Genomic DNA, 18,425 nt, shown 5'->3' on the forward strand with positions numbered 1-18,425 from the left:
GGGGCCGGGGCCTGCCTGACAAGGAGACTCACATGCCGGTCGTCAATTTCCATCTGGTCGAAGGACGGGCGACGCCGCAGCAGGAAGCGGCGCTGCTGAAGGCCGCCTGCGCGCTCTACTGCGAGGTGCTGCACGCGCCGCTGGAGCGGGTGCGGGCCTTCATCACGCGGCACGCGCCGGCGCACGTTCTGGTCGCCGGCGAGTTGGTCGGCGATGGCGGGCCGCATGCGCCGGTGTTCGACTTCATCGTCCTCGAAGGCCGGCCGCTGGAAGAGCGCCAGCGCCTGCTCGCCGGCTTCACCACGCTGCTCGTCGACATCCTGGGCGTGGAGCGGACGCTGGTCAGGGGTAGCTGCACCCGCGTGCATCCGGAGGACTGGGCGATCGGCGGCCGCCCGGCGAGCGAGCTGCGCGCCGACGAAGTGCGCGCGCGGGCGCTGCGGGCGGCGGACGGCGCGGCGTGAGCGCGGCGGGGCCGGGGCGCGTGAGGCACGACGTCGAGATCGCCGGCACCGGCGAGCACTACGCCTGCGGCAGCGACGAATCGGTGCTCGACGGCATGGCGCGGCTCGGCCGGCGCGGCATTCCGCTGGGCTGCCGGGGCGGCGGCTGCGGCGTGTGCAAGATCCGCATCACCGCGGGGCGCTACCGCTGCCGGGCGATGAGCTGCCAGCACGTCGGCGCCGAAGACCTCGCGGCGGGCGTGGTGCTGGCGTGCCGGGTCATGCCGGAAAGCGACCTCGTGCTCGAGGTGCTGGGCCGGATGCAGAAGTGCGTATGCGCGGGGCGCACGGCGGGCGCGGCCGATGGCGCCGGCGAATGAGGGGCCGCGGCCGGGCCTGATCGCGGCCCCGTCCTTTTCATGCTGATGGCCTCTCCCCATCTCCTCGGTCGTCGGCACTTGCGCTCCGGAACCCGTTCCGGGGCTTTTTTTCGTCTTGGGCCGTCCCAGGACGAAAAGGCCCCCTTGGGGGGCAGCGAGTCCGCGCAGCGGATGAGCGTGGGGGCTTTTCTCATCCGTTTTTCCCGTCCATGGCCGGGCATCGCCGGCCGTCGTATACTCTTGCGCCCTTCGGCTTCCGCCCTCACCACCGCCCTGCCTGCCATGCCGTCCGACCGCATCGACCCCGCCCAGTACGAATCTCAACTGGCCCTCAAGCTCGCCGCCTTCAAGCAGGATTTCGCCGATTTCGGCCTGCCCGAGCCGGAGATCTTCCGCTCGGCGCCGCTGCACTACCGCATGCGCGCGGAGTTCCGCCTGTGGCACCACGGCGGGCGCATCGACTATGCGATGTTCGAGACCGCCGGCGACGACAAGAAAGTCGTGCTGATCGAGGACTTCCCCGCCGCGGCGCAGCCGATCCGCGAACTGATGCCGCGCCTGCGCGACGCCCTGCAGGACAGCGAAGTGCTCAAGCGCAAGCTGTTCCAGGTCGAGTTCCTCGCCACCCACAGCGGCGAGCTGATGGTGAGCCTGATCTACCACCGCCCGCTCGGCGACGACTGGACACAGGCGGCGCAGGCGCTGGCGGACCGCTTCGGCGTGCAGCTCATCGGCCGCAGCCGCAAGCAGAAGATCGTGCTCGGCCGCGACTGGCTGCTGGAATCCTTCGAACTCGACGGCCGCACGCTGCGCTACCAGCAGATCGAAGGCAGCTTCACCCAGCCCAATGCCGGCGTTAACCGGCAGATGCTGGGCTGGGCCCGCCGCCAGGTGGCGGATGCCGGCGGCGACCTGCTGGAGCTGTACTGCGGCAACGGCAACTTCACCGTGGCGCTGGCGCCGGCCTTCGGCAAGGTGCTGGCGACCGAGGTCAGCAAGTCCTCGGTGCGCGCGGCCAACTACAACCTGGACGCCAATGGCATCAGCAACGTCGCCATGGTGCGGATGTCGAGCGACGAGATCAGCGACGCGCTGGCCGGCGGGCGGGAATACCGCCGCATGAAGGACGTCGATCTGGCCGGCTACCGCTTTTCGACGCTGTTCGTCGATCCGCCGCGCAGCGGCCTGGACGCGGCCACGGTCGAGCTCGCCCGCGGCTTCGAGCGCATCCTGTACGTGTCCTGCAACCCGGCCACGCTGCGCGACAACGTCGCCGCGCTGCACGATACGCACGAGATCGCCGCCGCCGCGGTGTTCGACCAGTTCCCCTATACCCACCATCTCGAAAGCGGCCTGCTGCTGAAGCGGCGTTCGGCCGAAGGCTGAGCAGCGACGGAGCTGGAGCAGCGGACACGAGGGCTGCGAGGCGACGCACGCGCTACGGCAGCCCGGGTCGACGCGGGCGATGCAGGATGGTAAATACAGGGCTTCCCGCACGAAGGTTCGAGCCCCGTGCCAATCCCGCTGACAACCGGACCCGCGACACGATGCCTTCCGCCTTGCCCGCCGTCGAATACCGTATCCGCCCTGCCAATCCCGGCGCCCATCTTTTCCATGTGAGCTGCACCGTCCGCGATCCCGATCCGGCCGGCCAGGTCTTCCGCCTGCCGGCGTGGATTCCGGGCAGCTACATGATCCGCGAGTTCGCGCGCAACATCGTCACGCTGCGCGCCGAGCTGGATGGCGAGCCCTGGCGGATCGACAAGCTCGACAAGCACAGCTGGCGCGCCGCGCCCTTGCCGGACGGCGGCGTGCTTTGCCTGCACTACGAGGTCTATGCCTGGGATCTGTCGGTGCGCGCCGCCCATTTGGACAGCACCCACGGCTTCTTCAACGGCACCAGCGTGTTCCTGGCGGTGGAAGGGCGCACCGATCGAGCCTGCCTGGTCGACATCGAGCGGCCGGATGGCGTCGACTACCGCGACTGGAAGGTCGCCACCGCCTTGCCGCTTGCGCATGGCGTCGTCGGCGCGGCGCGGCCCTACGGTTTCGGCTGGTATCGCGCCGCCGATTACGACGAGCTGATCGATCACCCGGTCGAGATGGGCAGCTTCGCTCTCGGCCATTTCGAGGCTGCCGGCACCACCCACGACGTGGTGCTGACCGGCCGTCACGACTGCGACCTCGAGCGGCTGTGCAAGGACCTGCAGCGGATTTGCGAATGGCAGATCAAGCTGTTCGGCGCGCCGCCACCGATGGATTACTACGCTTTCCTGACCATGGTGGTGGGCGACGGTTATGGTGGGCTGGAGCATCGCGCTTCGACTGCGCTGCTGTGCAGCCGCGCCGACCTGCCGTGGAAGGGCATGGAAGGCCTGCCCGACGGCTACAAGAGCTTTCTCGGCCTGTGCAGCCACGAGTATTTCCATACCTGGAACGTCAAGCGCATCAAGCCGGCGGCCTTCACGCCTTACGATCTGACCCAGGAAAACTACACCCGCCTGCTGTGGGCCTTCGAAGGCTTCACCTCGTATTACGACGACCTCGCGCTGGTACGCAGCGGCGTGATCACGCCCGAGGACTACCTCGGCCTGCTCGGCAAGACCGTCTCCGCCGTGCTGCGCGGCAGCGGACGGACCAAGCAAAGCGTGGCGGAGTCGTCCTTCGATGCATGGACCAAGTATTACCGCCAGGACGAGAACGCACCCAACGCCATCGTCAGCTATTACGCCAAGGGCGCGCTGATCGCGCTCGCGCTCGATCTGCAGTTGCGCGCCGGCAGCGACGGCCGGACCAGCCTGGACGACGTCATGCGCCTGCTGTGGCAGCGCCATGGACAGACCGGGCTGGGGGTGGTGGAAGAGGGCATCTTCGACGCGGTGCGCGAGGTGGGCGGCAGCACACTGGGAAGCAAGCTCGCGCGCTGGCTGAAAAAAACGGTCGAGGGCACCGACGACCTGCCGCTGGCGAAGCTGCTGAAGGGCTTCGGCATCGACTGGCAGGCCGAGCCGACGGCCGCCGCGCCTTCGCTCGGTATCAAGCTGGCGGCCGGCAATGGCGAATGCAGGCTTGCCAGCGTCCATGACGGCGGTGCGGCGCAGGCGGCCGGGCTGTCGGCCGGCGACGTGCTGATCGCGCTCGACGGCCTGAAACTGGGCAGCGGCAAAGCGCTCGACGACATGCTCGGCCGGCGCCGGCCCGGCGACGAAGTGGAGATCCACGCCTTCCGCCGCGACGAGCTGATGGTGTTCAGCGTCGTGCTGGGCGAACCCGTCGTCGACAAAATCAGCCTGAAGCCTGCGGAAAAGGCTTCCGCCGGAGCGCTGAAGCTGCGCAGGGGCTGGCTGGGCCGGGCCGCCTGAGCGCTCGGCTGCAGAAGCAGGATCATCCCTGCCGGCGCCGGATTCCCGCAGTTCCCGGCCGGCAGACCTCGGCTCCACGTCGGTGCGAGCCAGGCGGATTCAGGCTGCGTTCAGGCAGGCCGGGCGAAACTTGGGCATCGTCAATCGAAAAAGTACGGCGGGAGGCGTACGGCGATGAAACCGATCAAGACAGGCCTCGTGGTTTTGCTGGGTGGGCTGAGCGTGCTGTGGCTGATGGCGGACGGCTTCTTTCCCCAGCCTTTCGGTTATTTTCCGTTCCGCAAGGTATTCGTGCAGTACTCCGGTGTTATCGCCATGGGGGCCATGAGCGCCGCCATGATCCTGGCGCTGCGCCCGGTGCGCCTGGAGCCGATGTTCGACGGCCTGGACAAGATGTACCGCCTGCACAAATGGCTCGGCATCACTGCGCTGGTGGCCGGCACCGTCCATTGGCTGTTCGCCAAGGGCACCAAGTGGGCCGTCGCTTGGGGCTGGCTGGTCAAGCCGGGCAAGGGCGGCGGACAGGCATACGAAGGCATCGAGGCGCTGTTGCGCACCCAGCGCGGGCTGGCCGAAACCGTCGGCGAATGGACTTTCTACGCGGTTGCGATCCTGATCGTGCTGGCGCTGGTCAAGCGCTTTCCCTACCGCCTGTTCGCCAGGCTCCACACGTTGCTGGCCGCCGGTTACCTGTTGCTGGTCTTCCACAGCGTCATCCTGATCAAGCACGAATACTGGACCCAGCCGATCGGCATCGTCATGGCGCTGCTGATGGCCGCAGGCAGCCTGGCCGCCTGTATCAGCCTGGCCGGCCGCATCGGCCGCAAGCGCCAGGTGGGCGGGCGCATCGAGGAACTGATCCATTACCCCGAAATGCAAACCCTGGTCACGCGCATCCAGCTCGACGAAGGGTGGAAGGGGCACCAGACCGGCCAGTTCGCCTTCGTCACTTCGGATCCCCGCGAAGGCGCTCACCCCTATACCATCGCGTCGGCATGGGACCCCGGCAAGCGGCAGATCACCTTCGTCACCAAGGGCTTGGGTGACCACACCAGGCGCCTGCCGGAGCGCCTGAAGATCGGCGATCCGGTGACGGTCGAAGGGCCTTATGGCTGCTTCACTTTCTCGGACCAGCGGCGCCAGATCTGGATCGGCGCAGGCATCGGCATCACGCCTTTCCTGGCCCGGCTGCAGTATCTTGCCGGGCGCCCCGCTGAAAGCCGCCAGGTCGACCTGTTTCACCCCACGACCGTGCTGGCACCGCAGGCTCGCGAGATTCTGGCCGAAGCGGCCGGGGCTGCCGGTGTCAGGCTGCACCTGCTGGTAGGCGATGGCGAGGACCGGCTGGATGGTGAGCGCCTGCGCCGCACCGTGCCCGGCTGGAAGGATGCCAGCGTCTGGTTCTGCGGTCCTTCGGCGTTCGGCCGGGCCTTGCGTGTCGATCTGCTGGCTCACGGGCTTCCCCCGGGAGCCTTTCATCAGGAATTGTTCGAGATGCGCTGACGTTCCATCACCCGCGCCAGCAGCCAGCCGAACAGCACGGAAGCCAGCACGGTCGCCGCCACGCTGGCCTCCCAGAAGCCGGCGACGCTGGGCGCCGCCTCGCGGCCGAAGGCGTGGTAGGTGGCCCAGTAGCCGCCGCCCAGGCCGATGCCCCAGAAACACAGGGTGTGCAGCAGCATCGGCAGCAGCGTGACCTTGAAGCCGCGCAAGGCATGCGCGGCCACGGTCTGGATCGCGTCGGTCAGTTGATAGATGCAGATGTAGACGATCAGGCCGAGCGCCACCGTGCGTACCGCCGGGTCGGTCGATGACAGGCCGATCACCGGCTCGCGCAGCAGCCACAGGCCGATGCCGATCAGCATGGCGAAGCCGGAACTCAGCCACAGGCTGACTTTCACCGTCGCGCGTGCACGTGCCCAGTCGTGCGCGCCGGCTGCCTGGCCGACCAGCACCAGGGTGGCGATCGACATCGCCAGCGGCAGCATGTAGACCAGCGCCGACAGGTTGGCGACCACCCGATGGCCGGCCACCGCTTCGGAACCGAGGCGGGCGGCGAACAGCGCGATCAGCGTGAAGGAAGTGATCTCGATGAAGGTGGAAAAACCCATCGGCACGCCCAGGCGCAGCAGCGAGCCGATCTCGCGCGGGCGGGGCGCCTGCCACTGCGAGAAGATCGCATACTGGCGGTAGGCCGGGCTGCGCAGCAGGTGCAGCAGGCCGCAACCCAGTCCCAGCCAGCTGACGATGGCGGTCGAGATGCCGCAGCCGATGCCGCCGAGCGCGGGCAGGCCGACGAAGCCGAACAGGCCGTGGGTCAGCGCCCAGGCGAGCGGCACATGCACGCAGACGGCGATGAAGCTGATGACCATCAGCACCCGAGGCCGTCCGACCGCGTTGTTGAAGGCGTAGAAGGTGCGATACAGCAGTACCGCCGGCAGGCCGAAGGCGGTGGCCCGCAGATAGGCGCCGGCGCCTTCGGCAATCTCGGGCGGCACGCGGGCGAAGCGGAGCAGGGGCTCCGGCTGGCCGAGCACCAGGCAGCCCGGTACGGCCAGCATCAGCGCCAGCCAGAAGCCCTGCTGCAGGGCCGGCCCGATCGCGCTGGTTCTTCCGCCACCGACATGGTGGGCGATCGTCGGTGCCACCGCCTGCAGCACGCCGACCAGCAGCATCACCACCGAGATGTACAGCCCGTTGCCGATCGCGACCGCCGCGAGATCGGCGGTGCCGTAGCGGCCGGCGATCAGCGTGTCGGCGATCATCATGCCCATCGACAGCACCTGTGCGACCAGCACCGGCCAGGCGTGGTGCAGCAACTGGCGGGCGATGGCCACTGCGGACGGCGGCGGCGCGGCTGACGACACGGCGAGCGTGCTGGAAGGACTCAATCTTGCGTCGCGCTGCGGGGGAACAGGCGCGGGCGCCAGTAGCGCCAGGCGAGGAAGCCGAACAGCACGGCCATGATCAGCCAGAAACCCACACCCTGCCAGAAGGCGATCGGATCGGTGGCGAGGAAGTAGTCGCGCGGCGGGCGCACGAAATGGATGCGGCCCTCATACAGGCCGCGCCCGGCGGCGGCAATGGCGGCCAGCGCGGGCGAGAACCACACCAGCAGGCCGACTGCGACGATGGGTTTGTCGAGCGCAGCGCTGGTCGTGCGCCTGGGCAGGTAGACGCTGTCCACGCCGAACCAGACCGCCAGCAGGAAGCCGATGGCGGCCGCCAGCGGTGCAATCGCCAGCACCGCGCCGAGCAGCGTGGCCGCGGCCATGAAAGGCAGGCCTTCGAGTGGCAGGATCCGGTCCCAGATCGGTTCGAGCCGGCTGAACAGCCACCACGAGATCGGCAGCGCGATGATGAAGGTGAGCAGGCTCCGTTTGGCACGGCGGCGGGCGGCGTCGCCCGGCAGTTCGGCAGGTATGTCGGGAGCGTGAGGAGAAGAGGGGGAGGGCATGTCTGTTCTTGTCCGGCAGGCCGGGAAAAATGTGCCGGGGAGTGTACTACGTTCGCAAGGCGCTTCCCGGCGCAGCGACCGCGTCAGCCGAAGCAGCCGTGCAGGAACCAGCCGTCCGGCGATGCGAGATCATGGAAAACCCAGCACAGACTGCTGTCGTCACGGCGGGCGAGGTAGTAGTCGCGGTGGATGTCGCCTTCATCCCACCAGCCGCTTTCGATGCGTTCGGCGTTGCCGAGCAGCGTGTACTGCCGTGGGTCGATCGCTCGCGGTGCAGGGAGCAGCCACAGGGGACGCAAGTTTCGGGTGAGGGAAGGTTCTGCCTGGCTGCTGCGGGGCTGCTCCCCGCAGGTTTTCCAGGCGACTTCCGGGCGGTGGTCGGCGAGCGGCGCGAGGCGGCGCACCGCGCCGTCGCCGAGCCGTGCGCGCAGGCGGTCGAGCAGCCGCAGCGCTTCGTCCCGGGCCTGGCCGGGAGTGCCGAACAGGTCGGTGGCATGCGCGCCGCGCTCGAGCGGATGCTCGGCTTCCAGGCGCAGGATGCAGATCTCGGCAGGCAGCACCTGCATGCCCAGGCGTTCGCGCGTGATCAGGGCGAGATGCTCCGCATCGTCTGAAGGATGGCCGAGCACGATGTCCAGCGGCGTTTCCCCGCTGCCTTCATGGACCAGCGACAGGCGGCAATGGTCGATGCCCGCATGCCTGGCCCGCAGCCAGGCCGACAGGCTGGTGAACAGTCGGCGGGCGGCGAACAGCAGGGCTTCGCTGTGATGGGTCGGCGCCGGCAGCGCCAGTTCGTGCGAAAAGCGCGCGGGCGGCTCGAACCAGGGGCGAGGGTCGGGCTGTTCGCCGCGGGCGCGGGCGATCAGCAGGCCGACGGCCTGGGCCTGGCGACGGGCCAGGCCTGCCGCGGGCAGTGCACGTACCGCGCCGATGCTGCGGGCGCCGAGGCCGTCGAGCAGTTCGAGCGTGCTGGCGGAACAGGCCGTGGCGGCATGAGCGAGCGTTTGGGGGAGAGCCGGGTCGCCGTCCGCGCCGCTGCCGAGTACGGACAGCGGCAAGCCGTCCAGCGCCTCGCGCCAGTCGATGCCGCCTGCGGGGGCCTGCCCGCAGGCGGCGAACCAGCAGGCAGCCAGCGGCGTGGGTGCGCAGGCGAGGCGGGCTTCGATGCCGAGCTGCAGCAGGCCTTCGCGGGCTTGCTGGCGGATCACGTCCACGCCGCCGAACAGGCGCAGGCTGGCACCGATCTCGAGCAGCACGGTGTCGGGCGGAGCAAGGCTGACGCGAGGTGTGAAGCGCCCGGCCCAGCAGGCGATTTCATTCAGTAGGGCGGCTTCGCGCGCGGTCTGGCGAGCTTGCAGCTGCAGCTTTGGCGCCATGGCCTGCGCGGCCGACAAGGCCTGGCCGGCAAAGACGCCCTGGGCGCAGGCGGCGCCGTTGGCGGCGAGGATGCGGTTACGGCGGCCGCTGTCGATCACGCCGAGCGGCGTGTCCTCGTCGGCCAGGCCGCGGGTGAATATCTGCAGCGGCAGCTCCGGCAGCTTGATCGCGAGCCACGGCATCTTTGTTCAGCCGACGAGGGCGAGGCGCCGTGCCGTGCCGGCGCAGGCGTCGTTCGTCGCGGTGGTGTCGTCGCACCAGCTCAGCAGCACAGGGCGTGCTGCAGGCGGGCCGCGCCGTTTCAGGATGTCGATGCGCAGCCCCCCGGTCGTGGGCGCCAGGGCCAGGCGCAAGGGCGCGGGTGAGGCATGGTGTGCCATGCCGCGTGTGCGGAACAGGAACAGTGGCGTGGCGCTTTCTTCGGCAGCCAGTTGCAGGCGGCGCAGCGCTGCGGTGTCGGGCCGCGCAAGCCAGGTCAGCACCAGGGCACAGGCGCCGCTGGCCGTCGCCTGGCGGGCGGCCCACAGGGCTTCTGCCGCGCTGCTTGGCTGGACCAGCAGCAGGCGCTGCAGCGGCACGCCGGCAGCGGCCAGCGCCGGTGCGTAGGGCAGCAAGGGCGGCGCGATACAGGCGATCCAGCGTTCGGCGCCGGCCTTGCGCATCAGCGGCAGCAGCAGGGACAGCTCGCCCACGCCGGGGTGTTCGGCCAGCAGTTCGATCAGCGCGCCGGCCGGCCAGCCGCCGCCGGGCAGCTCCGCATCGAGTGCCGGAAAGCCGGTGGGCAGGATGCCGCCGGGCGGCAGCGCCAGATGCGAGCCCTGCCAGACGAGGCCGGCGGGCAGGTTCTCGAGCAACTGGGCCACGGCGTGCTCCGCGTGATTCGTCGATGCGCGGCAGGCGCGGACAGGACAGGGAAAACTCAGTGATCCTGGCGGATCAGGCCGACCATGATGCCTTCGATGGCCAGCGGATCGCGCCGGGTGTCGACGACGATGGGCGAGAAGTCGGGGTTGGCGGGCAGCAGCTCGACCAGCGGCCCCTTGCGCTGCAGCGTCTTGACGGTGACTTCGTCTTCCAGCCGGGCGACGACGATCTGGCCGTTGCGCGCCTCGGGGCTGCGATGCACGGCGATCAGATCGCCGTCGAGGATGCCGGCGTCGCGCATGCTCATGCCGCGCACGCGCAGCAGGTAGTCGGCGCGCGGCGAGAACAATGCGGGGTCGAGCTGGAGCCGGGTTTCGACATGCTCCGCCGCTAGGATCGGGCTGCCGGCGGCGACGCGGCCGACCAGCGGCAGGCCCAGCGCTTCGGCCAGGCGGATGCCGCGGGCGCGGCCTTCTTCCAGCAGGATGGCGCCTTTGGCGGCGAGCGCGCGCAGATGGGTTTCGGCCGCGTTGGGTGAGCGGAAACCGAAGGCGGTGCAGACTTCGGCACGAGTGGGGGGGCGGCCTTCGCTTTCGACGGTGGCGCGGATGAAATCGAGGATTTCCTGCTGGCGGGCGGTGAGCTTCTCGCTGCGGACGTTCATTACAGCCTCCTTGTGGATGGCTGTAATTTTAAACAGTTGATGGAGAACGGCAAGCCTGGCTAGTGGGTCATCAGGGAATCAGCACCGCGGCGCCCTGCAGCGCACCCCGGCGCAGCCGGTCGAGGGCGTCGTTGGCATCGGCCAGCGCGAAGCGTCTCACTTCGGTGCGCACCGGCACGCGGGCAGCCAGGGCGAGGAATTCGTCGCCGTCGCGCCGGGTCAGGTTGGCGACCGACATGATGCGGCGTTCGCCCCACAGGATGTCGTAGGGAAAGGAGGGGATGTCGCTCATGTGGATGCCCGCGCAGACCACGCTGCCGCCCTTGCTCAGCGCCCGCAGCGCGGCCGGCACCAGTTCGCCCGCCGGGGCAAAGATCAGCGCGGCGTCCAGCGGCTGCGGCGGCAGCTCGTCCGATGCGCCGGCCCAGCAGGCGCCGAGCGAGCGCGCAAAGTCGCGGCTGGCTGTGTCGTCGCGGCGGGTGAAGGCGTAGATTTCGCGCCCTTGCCAGACGGCGACCTGGCAGATGATGTGGGCGGCGGCGCCGAAGCCGTAGATGCCCAGTCGGCGCGCGTCGCCGGCCATCGCCAGCGCCCGGTAGCCGATCAGGCCGGCGCACAGCAGCGGCGCGGCCTCGGCGGCGTCGATCATGTCGTCGAGCGGAAAGCAGTAGCGCGCGTCGGCCAGGGTGAATTGCGCATAGCCGCCGTGGATCTGGTAGCCGGTGAAGCGGGCCTCGTCGCACAGGTTCTCGCGCTGGCTGTCGCAGTAGGCGCAGTGGCCGCAGGTCCAGCCCAGCCAGGGCACGCCCATGCGCTGGCCGAGGCGGATGCCGTGCACGCCGCAGCCGATCGCGGCGACGCGGCCGACGATCTCGTGGCCGGGAATCATCGGCAGCACGGGGTCGGGCAATTCGCCGTCGATCAGATGCAGGTCGGTGCGGCAGACGCCGCAGGCTTCGACCCGGAGCAGAACCTGGCCGGCCTGCGGCACGGGGCGCGGCAGTTCGACAGCCTTCAATGGCTCGAAAGGACGTTCGAGCACCATCGCGCGCATGCGATCCGGCAGATCCGGGAGAGGGAGCCCCGACTGGGAGTCATGCTTGATGGAGGACATCGCCGTGTCTCCTTGGTGAGGCGCTTCGAGCATGGCCCGTCTCCGGGTTTTGCCCGATGCAGACGAGGAGATTTTCGGCTCCACACGCTTGCCGGGCAAGCATTCCGTCGCCGACGGCGGCTCGGGCAGATCAGGCGCGACCGTTTGAAGGCTGGGTCGATGTCTCCGCAAACGGCTTGGAAGCCGGCCGGCTCAGCGCCACGACCAGTTCTCGCCATCGATGACGATCGACGTCCGGCTGCCGAAGCTGCCTTCAGAGGAGAGTTCGAGCAGGTTGCCGGAACTGATGTAGGCCTTCGTTCCGACCGCCTTGAGCAAGGATGGGGAGGGCTTCACGCCGGCGCAGGAGGCGAGCCAGGGCAACTCGCGCTGCAAGGCCTCGAGCCAGCGCTGGGCCATGGAGTCGTCGATGACCAGTAGCTCGAGGTCAACGTCACGACGCCTCATGAGCTTGCTCCTTTCTGGTTGCTGTACGAAAATACAGTATAAAAGGAAACGCCATGATGAAAAACCCTACACCACATCTGAACTGTCCGAGTTGCCACACGCCGGTGGTGCTGGATCGCTACGATCGTGCCTGCACCGCTGCTAACAATTACCTAGTCTGCCCTGAGTGCGGCTACGCTTTTTTGTTGGAAGGCGTGCTGAATGGCACATTCGAACCATCCTGACTTCTTATCGGTCGAGGGCACGCGACGTGCAGCGCAATGTGAAGCAGATATTCCATTTCGACGACAGGCTTCAGGGCGCCGAGGCGACCGGCGTGGGGAACAGCCTGATGGTCCAGCTTGTCTTGTCGATATGGATCGAATCGAACGATTCGCCTAATGCCGGCCGATGCACTCGCGTTGGTCGAGGCGTAGGGCGCAGCGGCGTCTGACGGACGAAGCCTTGTCCGTACGCGCTTAGAAAAACTGCCGGAACAGGGCCGCCGCGACGATGCCGGCAGCAATTGCGGGCAGAGGCTTCTTCAACAGCAGCATCGTCGCGGCGGTGGCCAGCAGCGCCAGCCGCGCGCCGCTGTCGCCATTCACCGCCAGCGGCGCCACGAGCGCCACCAGCACAGAGCCGGACATGGCGCTGATGAAATTCTGAACCCTGCGGCCGATGGGAACGAAGGACATGACGAAGATCCCGCCCCAGCGGGTGGCCAGCGTCACCACGGCCATGACCAGGATGACGACCAGCGTGCCGATGGCCGATGTCTCGATGTTCACGGCTTTTTCTCCATCCAGATTGCTCCGAGCAGACCGCCTGCCAATGCGCCGACGACGACATGGCTGTTCTCCGGCAGATACCGGTAGGCCAGCAGCGACGAGCCGGCTGCCACGGTCCATATCGCGAGCATGCGCAGGCTCTTCTGTCCGCCGATCGCCATCGCCAGCATGAAACAGCCCATCACCATGTCCAGGCCCAGACTCATCGGATCGTGGATGGCGCTGCCGAAATGGAGGCCCAGCCAGGAACCCAGTATCCAGGCCAGCCAGAGGGCGATGCCGCCGCCGAACAACAGCCCCATGCCCGATTCGCCACGTCCGAATGCCTGCATGGACATCGCCCAACTGGCGTCGGTGACGACGAGCATCATGCCGTAGCGTCTTGCCGGCGGCAGATGGCGAAGCCAGGGATACAGCGTGGCGCCCATCAGCAGGTGGCGGGCGTTGACGGCGAAGACCGTGATGGCCAGCGGGATCAAGGGCACTTGCGTGCCCCACAGATCCAGCGCGGCGAACTGCGACGCGCCGGCAAAGACCAGCGTGCTCATGATGACGATCGAGGTGCCATCGAGTCCCGACTGCGTCGCTGCAAGGCCGAACGCCAGGCCAAAAACGACGACGAAAAGGGAGATCGGCAGCAACTGCTTGAAGCCGGACCACAGCTCATGGCGATCGAGTTCGTATGCTCTTGCAGCATTGCTCGTCAAAACCGGACCTCCTTCACCTTTGCCTCCAGCGAAAACATGGATTGCGTGCGATGGCCAACAGCTGGCCGGAAGTGCATGCAAGCGGGAAGGATGAGTCAGACAGTGGGTGACGAAAAGCGCATAATTTTGCTATCTACCATCCGTAAATCGAATAATTCAGTACGCCATGAACTACCCGGATCTGCAGGTCGATTGGCTCAAGTGCTTCGTCGCGGTCGTGGATGCGGGCTCGTTGTCCAGTGCCGCGCCGGAGCTGCATCGCTCGCAGTCGGCAGTGAGCATGCAGCTCAAGAAGCTGGAAGCCGCGGTGGGGCGGCAACTGCTGGTGCGCGGCCCGCGGCAGCATCAACTGACGCCCGACGGGCAGGTTCTGCTGGGCTACGCGCGGCGCATTCTCGATCTGCACGCCGAGGCGCAGACGGCCTTTCATGGCGAGGAGCTGGCAGGCCGTGTCCGGCTGGGGGTGCCGGATGACTACGCCGCCACCTACCTGACGCCCGTGCTCAAACGCTTCGCGCCGAGACACGGCAACGTGGAGATCGAACTGGACTGCGAGCAATCTACATCCCTGATCCCCCGGGTCGAAAAGGGTGAGCTGGATCTGGCGCTGATTTCGCGGGACCACGCCCGGCGTGGCACCTTGCTGTTCCACGAGCCGATGGTCTGGGTGGGTTCACCCCAGTTCGACGCCTGGCGGCGTGATCCGCTGCCCATCGCGGTCTATGAACACACCAGTCTGGCGAAACGCAGCGCGATCAATTCACTGGGCCTGCAGGGGCGCCGCTACAGGGTGGTCTACAACAGCTCGAGCCTGGCGGGGCAGATCGCCGCCGTCGAGAGTGGGCTGGCCGTCGCCGTGCTGACCCGCTGCAGTGCACCGCCCCACCTGGAAATCCTCGGCAGCGCGCATGGGCTGGGGCCGCTGGAACCGATGGAAGTGTCGGTGTACCGGAGCAGGGCGTCACGCGGCTCGAAGGCCGTGGATAGCCTTCATGAACTGCTGATCAGGACGCTCAGAATTTCCGAATCAGCCTGAGATCCTGTCGGTTCGAGGGCAGGTGGCCCGTGTCGCCGACGTTGGAAGAACAAGGTTCGGGAACCCCCGCCGCCATGGCGACAGGGGGCTCAACTGAATGAAGTACGGCAGGGCCTGGCCCCTGAGGAAGTGGCTGTTCAGGCGGCGCGCAACGCCTTTGCCGCTTCCACCATGTTGGCCAGCGCCGGAATGACCTCTCCCCACTGGCGGGTCTTCAGCCCGCAGTCGGGATTGACCCACAGGCGTTCGGCCGGGATGCGCTCGGCGGCCTTCTTCATCAGATCGACGATGTGCGTGGTGCTCGGGATGTTCGGCGAATGGATGTCATACACGCCGGGCCCGATCTCGTTCGGGTACTTGAAGTCGTCGAAGGCATCGAGCAGCTCCATGTCCGAGCGCGAGGTCTCGATCGTGATCACGTCGGCGTCCATGCCGGCGATGGACTCGATGATGTCGTTGAACTCCGAGTAGCACATGTGGGTGTGGATCTGGGTTTCGTCGCGCACGCCGTTGGCGGTGATGCGGAAGCATTCGACCGCCCAGCCGAGGTAGTCCTTCCACTGCGAACGGCGCAGCGGCAGGCCTTCGCGCAGCGCGGCTTCGTCGATCTGGATCACGCGCAAGCCGGCTTTCTCCAAGTCCAGCACTTCCTCGCGGATCGCCAGCGCAAGCTGCTTGCACGACTCGGCGCGCGGCTGGTCGTCGCGCACGAAGGACCAGTTCAGGATGGTCACCGGGCCCGTCAGCATGCCCTTCATCGGCTTGTGTGTGAGCGACTGCGCGTACTTGGTCCACTCCACCGTCATCGGCCGCGGGCGGCTGATGTCGCCGAACAGGATGGGCGGCTTGACGCAGCGCGAGCCGTAGGACTGCACCCAGCCGAACTGGCTGAAGGCGTAGCCGTCGAGCTGTTCGCCGAAGTATTCCACCATGTCGTTGCGCTCGGCTTCGCCGTGCACTAGCACGTCCAGGCCCAGCTTTTCCTGTTCGCGCACGCTGCGCTCGATCTCGGCCTGTATGGCCTGGCGGTAGGCCGTGGCGCCGATGCGGCCAGCCTTGTAGTCGGCGCGTGCCTGGCGGATTTCCGCGGTTTGCGGGAAGGAGCCGATGGTGGTGGTGGGGAACTTGGGCAGCTTCAGTAGCGCGGCCTGCTTGGGCGCGCGCCGCGCATAGCTGCTCTCGCGCATGCCCAGATGGGGCACGATACGGGCCACTGCGTCGCGTACCTTGGGGTTGTGTACCCGGGGCGAGCTGCGGCGGGCGTCCAGGTCGGCCTTGTTGGCCGCCAGTTCGCCGGCGACTGCCGCGCGGCCGTCGCGCAGCGCGGTGGCAAGCAGCTTCAGTTCGTCGAGTTTCTGCAGCGCGAAGGCGAGCCAGGATTTGAGTTCGGGGTCCAGCTTCTGCTCGCCGGCGAGATCCACCGGCACGTGCAACAGCGAGCACGAGGGCGCGAGCCACAGGCGGTCGCCCAGACGCTCGGCGATCGGCTCCAGCCAGTCGAGCACTGCCGTCAGGTCGGTTTTCCAGATGTTGCGGCCGTTGATGACGCCGAGCGACAGCACCTTGTGCGAGGGCAGCAGGCCGATCAGCGACAGCACCTCGTCGCGGCCGTTGATCGCATCGATGTGCAGCCCGGCCACCGGCAGGTTGGCGGCGAGGTACTGATTCTCCGCCAACTGACCGAAGTAGGTCGCCAGCAGCAGCTTGACGCGGCAGCTCTTCAACTCGTGGTAGGCGGTGGTGAAGGCATGCTGCCAGTCGGCATCCAGTTCGGTGACCAGGATGGGTTCGTCGATCTGCACCCATTCGACGCCCTGGTCGGCCAGCGTCTCGAGCAGTTCGGCATACACCGGCAGCAGGCGCGGCAGCAGGGCGAGGCGGTCGCAGCTTTCCTTTTCCTGGTCCCTGACCTTGCCGATGGCGAGATAGGTGACGGGGCCGACGATCACCGGCTTGGCGCGCACGCCTTGCGCCCTGGCTTCGGCGAGCTGCTCCAGCAGGAGCGAGGCGTCCAGGCGGAATTCGGTGCCGGCGGTGAATTCGGGGACGATGTAGTGGTAGTTGGTATCAAACCACTTGGTCATTTCGCCGGCGGCGACGCCGCCGCAGCAATCGGCGTGGCCGTCGGCCTTTTCCGCGGATCGACCGCGGGCCACGCGGAAGTAGTTGTCCAGCACGTCGCCGTGGAAGCCCTGCACGCGCTCGGGCAGGTTGCCGAGCATGAAGCTGGTGTCGAGGATCTGGTCGTAGAACGAGAAGTCGCCCACCGGCACCAGGTCGAGGCCGGCCTGGTCGTTCCAGTGGCGCTGGCGCAGGCCGGCGCCGGTCGCCTTCAGTTCGTCGAGGGGCGATTCACCCTTCCAGTAGGATTCGAGGGCGAACTTCAGTTCGCGTTTTGCGCCGATGCGTGGAAAGCCGAGATTGTGTGTGAGTGCCATGGGAATGCGGATACGGGTTGGTCGTGGCGCAATCCTATGGCAGTGCGTTCATGAATAAAAATGGTATTGTTTCATCAATCGATCAATATCGTTCATGTAAAAATGGCCATCCTGGAACGCGCCCACCTGGAAATCGTCCGTGCCGTCGATCGATACGGCTCGCTGACCGCCGCCGCCGAAAAGCTCCACGTCACCCAGTCGGCGCTGAGCCACACCGTGCGCAAGCTGGAAGACCAGCTCGGCACCGCGATCTGGCATCGCGAAGGGCGCAGCCTGCGGCCCACCCAGGCCGGCGAATACCTGCTGGCGGTGGCCCAGCGCCTGCTGCCGCAGCTCGAACTGGCGGAGGAGCGCCTGCGCCAGTTCGCCCAGGGCGAACGCGGCGCACTACGCATCGGCATGGAATGCCACCCCTGCTACCAGTGGCTGCTGAAGATCGTCTCGCCCTATCTGGCGGCGTGGCCGGCGGTGGATGTGGACGTGAAACAGAAATTCCAGTTCGGCGGCATCGGTGCGCTGTTCGGCTATGAGATCGACCTGCTGGTGACGCCGGACCCGCTGCACAAGACCGGGCTGGTCTTCGAGCCGGTGTTCGACTACGAACAGGTGCTGGTGGTCAGCCGCGCGCATAGGCTGGCCGGTGCCGGCCATGTGAACCCCGAGCAGCTCTCGGATGAAACCCTGATCACCTATCCGGTGAGCCTGGACCGGCTGGACGTCTACACCCGCTTCCTCACGCCGGCGGGCATTTCGCCGAAGCGCCACAAACCGATCGAAACCACCGACATCATGTTGCAGATGGTCGCCAGCGGCCGCGGCGTGGCTGCGCTGCCGCGCTGGCTGGTGGAGGAGAACGCCAAGCGCTTCGGCGTGGTCCCCGTAAAGTTGGGGCCGCAGGGCGTGGATAAGCAGATATTCCTGGGCTACCGCGAGGCGGATGGCGGCATCGATTACCTGCGTGCCTTCATCGAGATGGCGCGCAGACATCGCGACACGGGAAGGTGATCTGTGCCTGTCGTCATGCTTGCGCAGCGGGCACTCAGCGCTTTTCCCGATACAACGTTCGTACTGGATGCCCGCCTTCGCGGGCATGACGGACTTGGTCAGAGGTTCCCGAGGGGAATGATTCAGTTCTGCCCCAGATCACGATAGAAGTTCTCGTGTGGCCCGACGGCTTCCAGATAAACCAGGCGCACCTGTTCCGTAATGGTGTAGCCGAGAAGGTAGAGCTGGTCCTGGCTACGGAACTTCACGACCCGCAACTCGGCCAGATCGCCTTTTTTGTGCTCTCCGCTATCCGGGGCCGCCGCCACGCCAGCGACTGCACGGTCGACGTCGGCTGTGACATTGTTGTGAAACATCTGCT

At 67.3% G+C, this 18,425-nt stretch carries 19 protein-coding genes; 8 read left to right on the plus strand and 11 right to left on the minus strand.

Features of this window, described 5'->3' with window-relative positions; all coding sequences use genetic code 11:
- Positions 1–32 precede the first annotated feature (32 nt).
- From NX068_RS00960 to NX068_RS00980, 5 genes are all read left to right on the plus strand, one after another.
- Complete coding sequence (locus NX068_RS00960) at positions 33–464, plus strand: tautomerase family protein (protein ID WP_263459414.1); 432 nt, start codon at positions 33–35, stop codon at positions 462–464.
- Positions 461–823, plus strand: a complete 363-nt coding sequence (locus NX068_RS00965) for a 2Fe-2S iron-sulfur cluster-binding protein (RefSeq protein WP_263459415.1) — start codon at positions 461–463, stop codon at positions 821–823. The genes NX068_RS00960 and NX068_RS00965 overlap by 4 nt, the downstream gene beginning before the upstream one ends.
- A 282-nt stretch (positions 824–1,105) precedes the next feature.
- Positions 1,106–2,209: a tRNA (uridine(54)-C5)-methyltransferase TrmA gene (trmA, locus tag NX068_RS00970; RefSeq protein WP_263459416.1), complete on the plus strand. Its 1,104-nt coding sequence runs from the start codon at positions 1,106–1,108 to the stop codon at positions 2,207–2,209.
- Positions 2,210–2,370: 161 nt separating this feature from the next.
- The gene (locus NX068_RS00975) at positions 2,371–4,185 is read left to right on the plus strand and encodes a M61 family metallopeptidase (protein ID WP_263459417.1); all 1,815 of its coding nucleotides are present in this window, start codon (positions 2,371–2,373) and stop codon (positions 4,183–4,185) included.
- Between the two features lie 174 nt (positions 4,186–4,359).
- Positions 4,360–5,688: a ferredoxin reductase family protein gene (locus NX068_RS00980; RefSeq protein ID WP_263459418.1), complete on the plus strand. Its 1,329-nt coding sequence runs from the start codon at positions 4,360–4,362 to the stop codon at positions 5,686–5,688.
- Here the strand turns inward: NX068_RS00980 and NX068_RS00985 are convergent.
- The 7 genes from NX068_RS00985 to NX068_RS01015 form a co-directional block, all read right to left on the minus strand.
- Complete coding sequence (locus tag NX068_RS00985) at positions 5,664–7,076, minus strand: MATE family efflux transporter (protein WP_263459419.1); 1,413 nt, start codon at positions 7,074–7,076, stop codon at positions 5,664–5,666. The two genes, NX068_RS00980 and NX068_RS00985, sit on opposite strands and share 25 nt — an antisense overlap.
- Positions 7,073–7,642, minus strand: a complete 570-nt coding sequence (locus NX068_RS00990) for a hypothetical protein (protein ID WP_263459420.1) — start codon at positions 7,640–7,642, stop codon at positions 7,073–7,075. Before NX068_RS00990 ends, NX068_RS00985 begins: the two co-directional genes overlap by 4 nt.
- An 83-nt stretch (positions 7,643–7,725) precedes the next feature.
- Positions 7,726–9,201, minus strand: a complete 1,476-nt coding sequence (locus NX068_RS00995; RefSeq protein WP_263459421.1) for a Y-family DNA polymerase — start codon at positions 9,199–9,201, stop codon at positions 7,726–7,728.
- A gap of 6 nt (positions 9,202–9,207) precedes the next feature.
- Positions 9,208–9,882: a translesion DNA synthesis-associated protein ImuA gene (gene imuA, locus NX068_RS01000; protein WP_263459422.1), complete on the minus strand. Its 675-nt coding sequence runs from the start codon at positions 9,880–9,882 to the stop codon at positions 9,208–9,210.
- 56 nt (positions 9,883–9,938) lie between these two features.
- The gene (gene lexA / locus NX068_RS01005; protein WP_263459423.1) at positions 9,939–10,547 is read right to left on the minus strand and encodes a transcriptional repressor LexA; all 609 of its coding nucleotides are present in this window, start codon (positions 10,545–10,547) and stop codon (positions 9,939–9,941) included.
- A gap of 70 nt (positions 10,548–10,617) precedes the next feature.
- Positions 10,618–11,661, minus strand: coding sequence for a zinc-dependent alcohol dehydrogenase family protein (locus NX068_RS01010; RefSeq protein ID WP_263459424.1), 1,044 nt, complete (start codon positions 11,659–11,661; stop codon positions 10,618–10,620).
- Between the two features lie 192 nt (positions 11,662–11,853).
- The gene (locus NX068_RS01015; RefSeq protein WP_263459425.1) at positions 11,854–12,108 is read right to left on the minus strand and encodes a hypothetical protein; all 255 of its coding nucleotides are present in this window, start codon (positions 12,106–12,108) and stop codon (positions 11,854–11,856) included.
- Positions 12,109–12,161: 53 nt separating this feature from the next.
- Between NX068_RS01015 and NX068_RS01020 the strand changes: the two genes are divergently transcribed.
- A complete protein-coding gene (locus NX068_RS01020) occupies positions 12,162–12,332 on the plus strand; it encodes a hypothetical protein (RefSeq protein WP_263459426.1) in 171 nt (56 codons plus the stop codon).
- Between the two features lie 234 nt (positions 12,333–12,566).
- Here the strand turns inward: NX068_RS01020 and NX068_RS01025 are convergent, their stop codons facing one another.
- On the minus strand, positions 12,567–12,878 hold the full coding sequence (locus NX068_RS01025; protein ID WP_263459427.1) for an AzlD family protein: 312 nt from the start codon (positions 12,876–12,878) through the stop codon (positions 12,567–12,569).
- Complete coding sequence (locus tag NX068_RS01030) at positions 12,875–13,585, minus strand: AzlC family ABC transporter permease (protein ID WP_263459428.1); 711 nt, start codon at positions 13,583–13,585, stop codon at positions 12,875–12,877. Before NX068_RS01030 ends, NX068_RS01025 begins: the two co-directional genes overlap by 4 nt.
- A gap of 166 nt (positions 13,586–13,751) precedes the next feature.
- Between NX068_RS01030 and NX068_RS01035 the strand changes: the two genes are divergently transcribed.
- Positions 13,752–14,621, plus strand: coding sequence for a LysR family transcriptional regulator (locus tag NX068_RS01035; protein ID WP_263459429.1), 870 nt, complete (start codon positions 13,752–13,754; stop codon positions 14,619–14,621).
- Positions 14,622–14,758: 137 nt separating this feature from the next.
- On the opposite strand, the gene metE is transcribed toward NX068_RS01035, so the two are convergent.
- Positions 14,759–17,059 carry a 5-methyltetrahydropteroyltriglutamate--homocysteine S-methyltransferase gene (gene metE, locus NX068_RS01040; RefSeq protein WP_263459430.1) on the minus strand — a complete coding sequence of 767 codons (2,301 nt, stop codon included), beginning with the start codon at positions 17,057–17,059 and terminating at the stop codon, positions 14,759–14,761.
- Between the two features lie 102 nt (positions 17,060–17,161).
- On the opposite strand from metE, the gene NX068_RS01045 reads away from it, so the two are divergent.
- On the plus strand, positions 17,162–18,064 hold the full coding sequence (locus NX068_RS01045; protein ID WP_263459431.1) for a LysR family transcriptional regulator: 903 nt from the start codon (positions 17,162–17,164) through the stop codon (positions 18,062–18,064).
- 122 nt (positions 18,065–18,186) lie between these two features.
- Here the strand turns inward: NX068_RS01045 and NX068_RS01050 are convergent, their stop codons facing one another.
- A complete protein-coding gene (locus NX068_RS01050) occupies positions 18,187–18,420 on the minus strand; it encodes a type II toxin-antitoxin system RelE/ParE family toxin (protein WP_263459432.1) in 234 nt (77 codons plus the stop codon).
- Positions 18,421–18,425: the final 5 nt, after the last annotated feature.

Source organism: Thauera carbonicopians (assembly GCF_025699485.1).
Taxonomy (GTDB): domain Bacteria; phylum Pseudomonadota; class Gammaproteobacteria; order Burkholderiales; family Rhodocyclaceae; genus Thauera.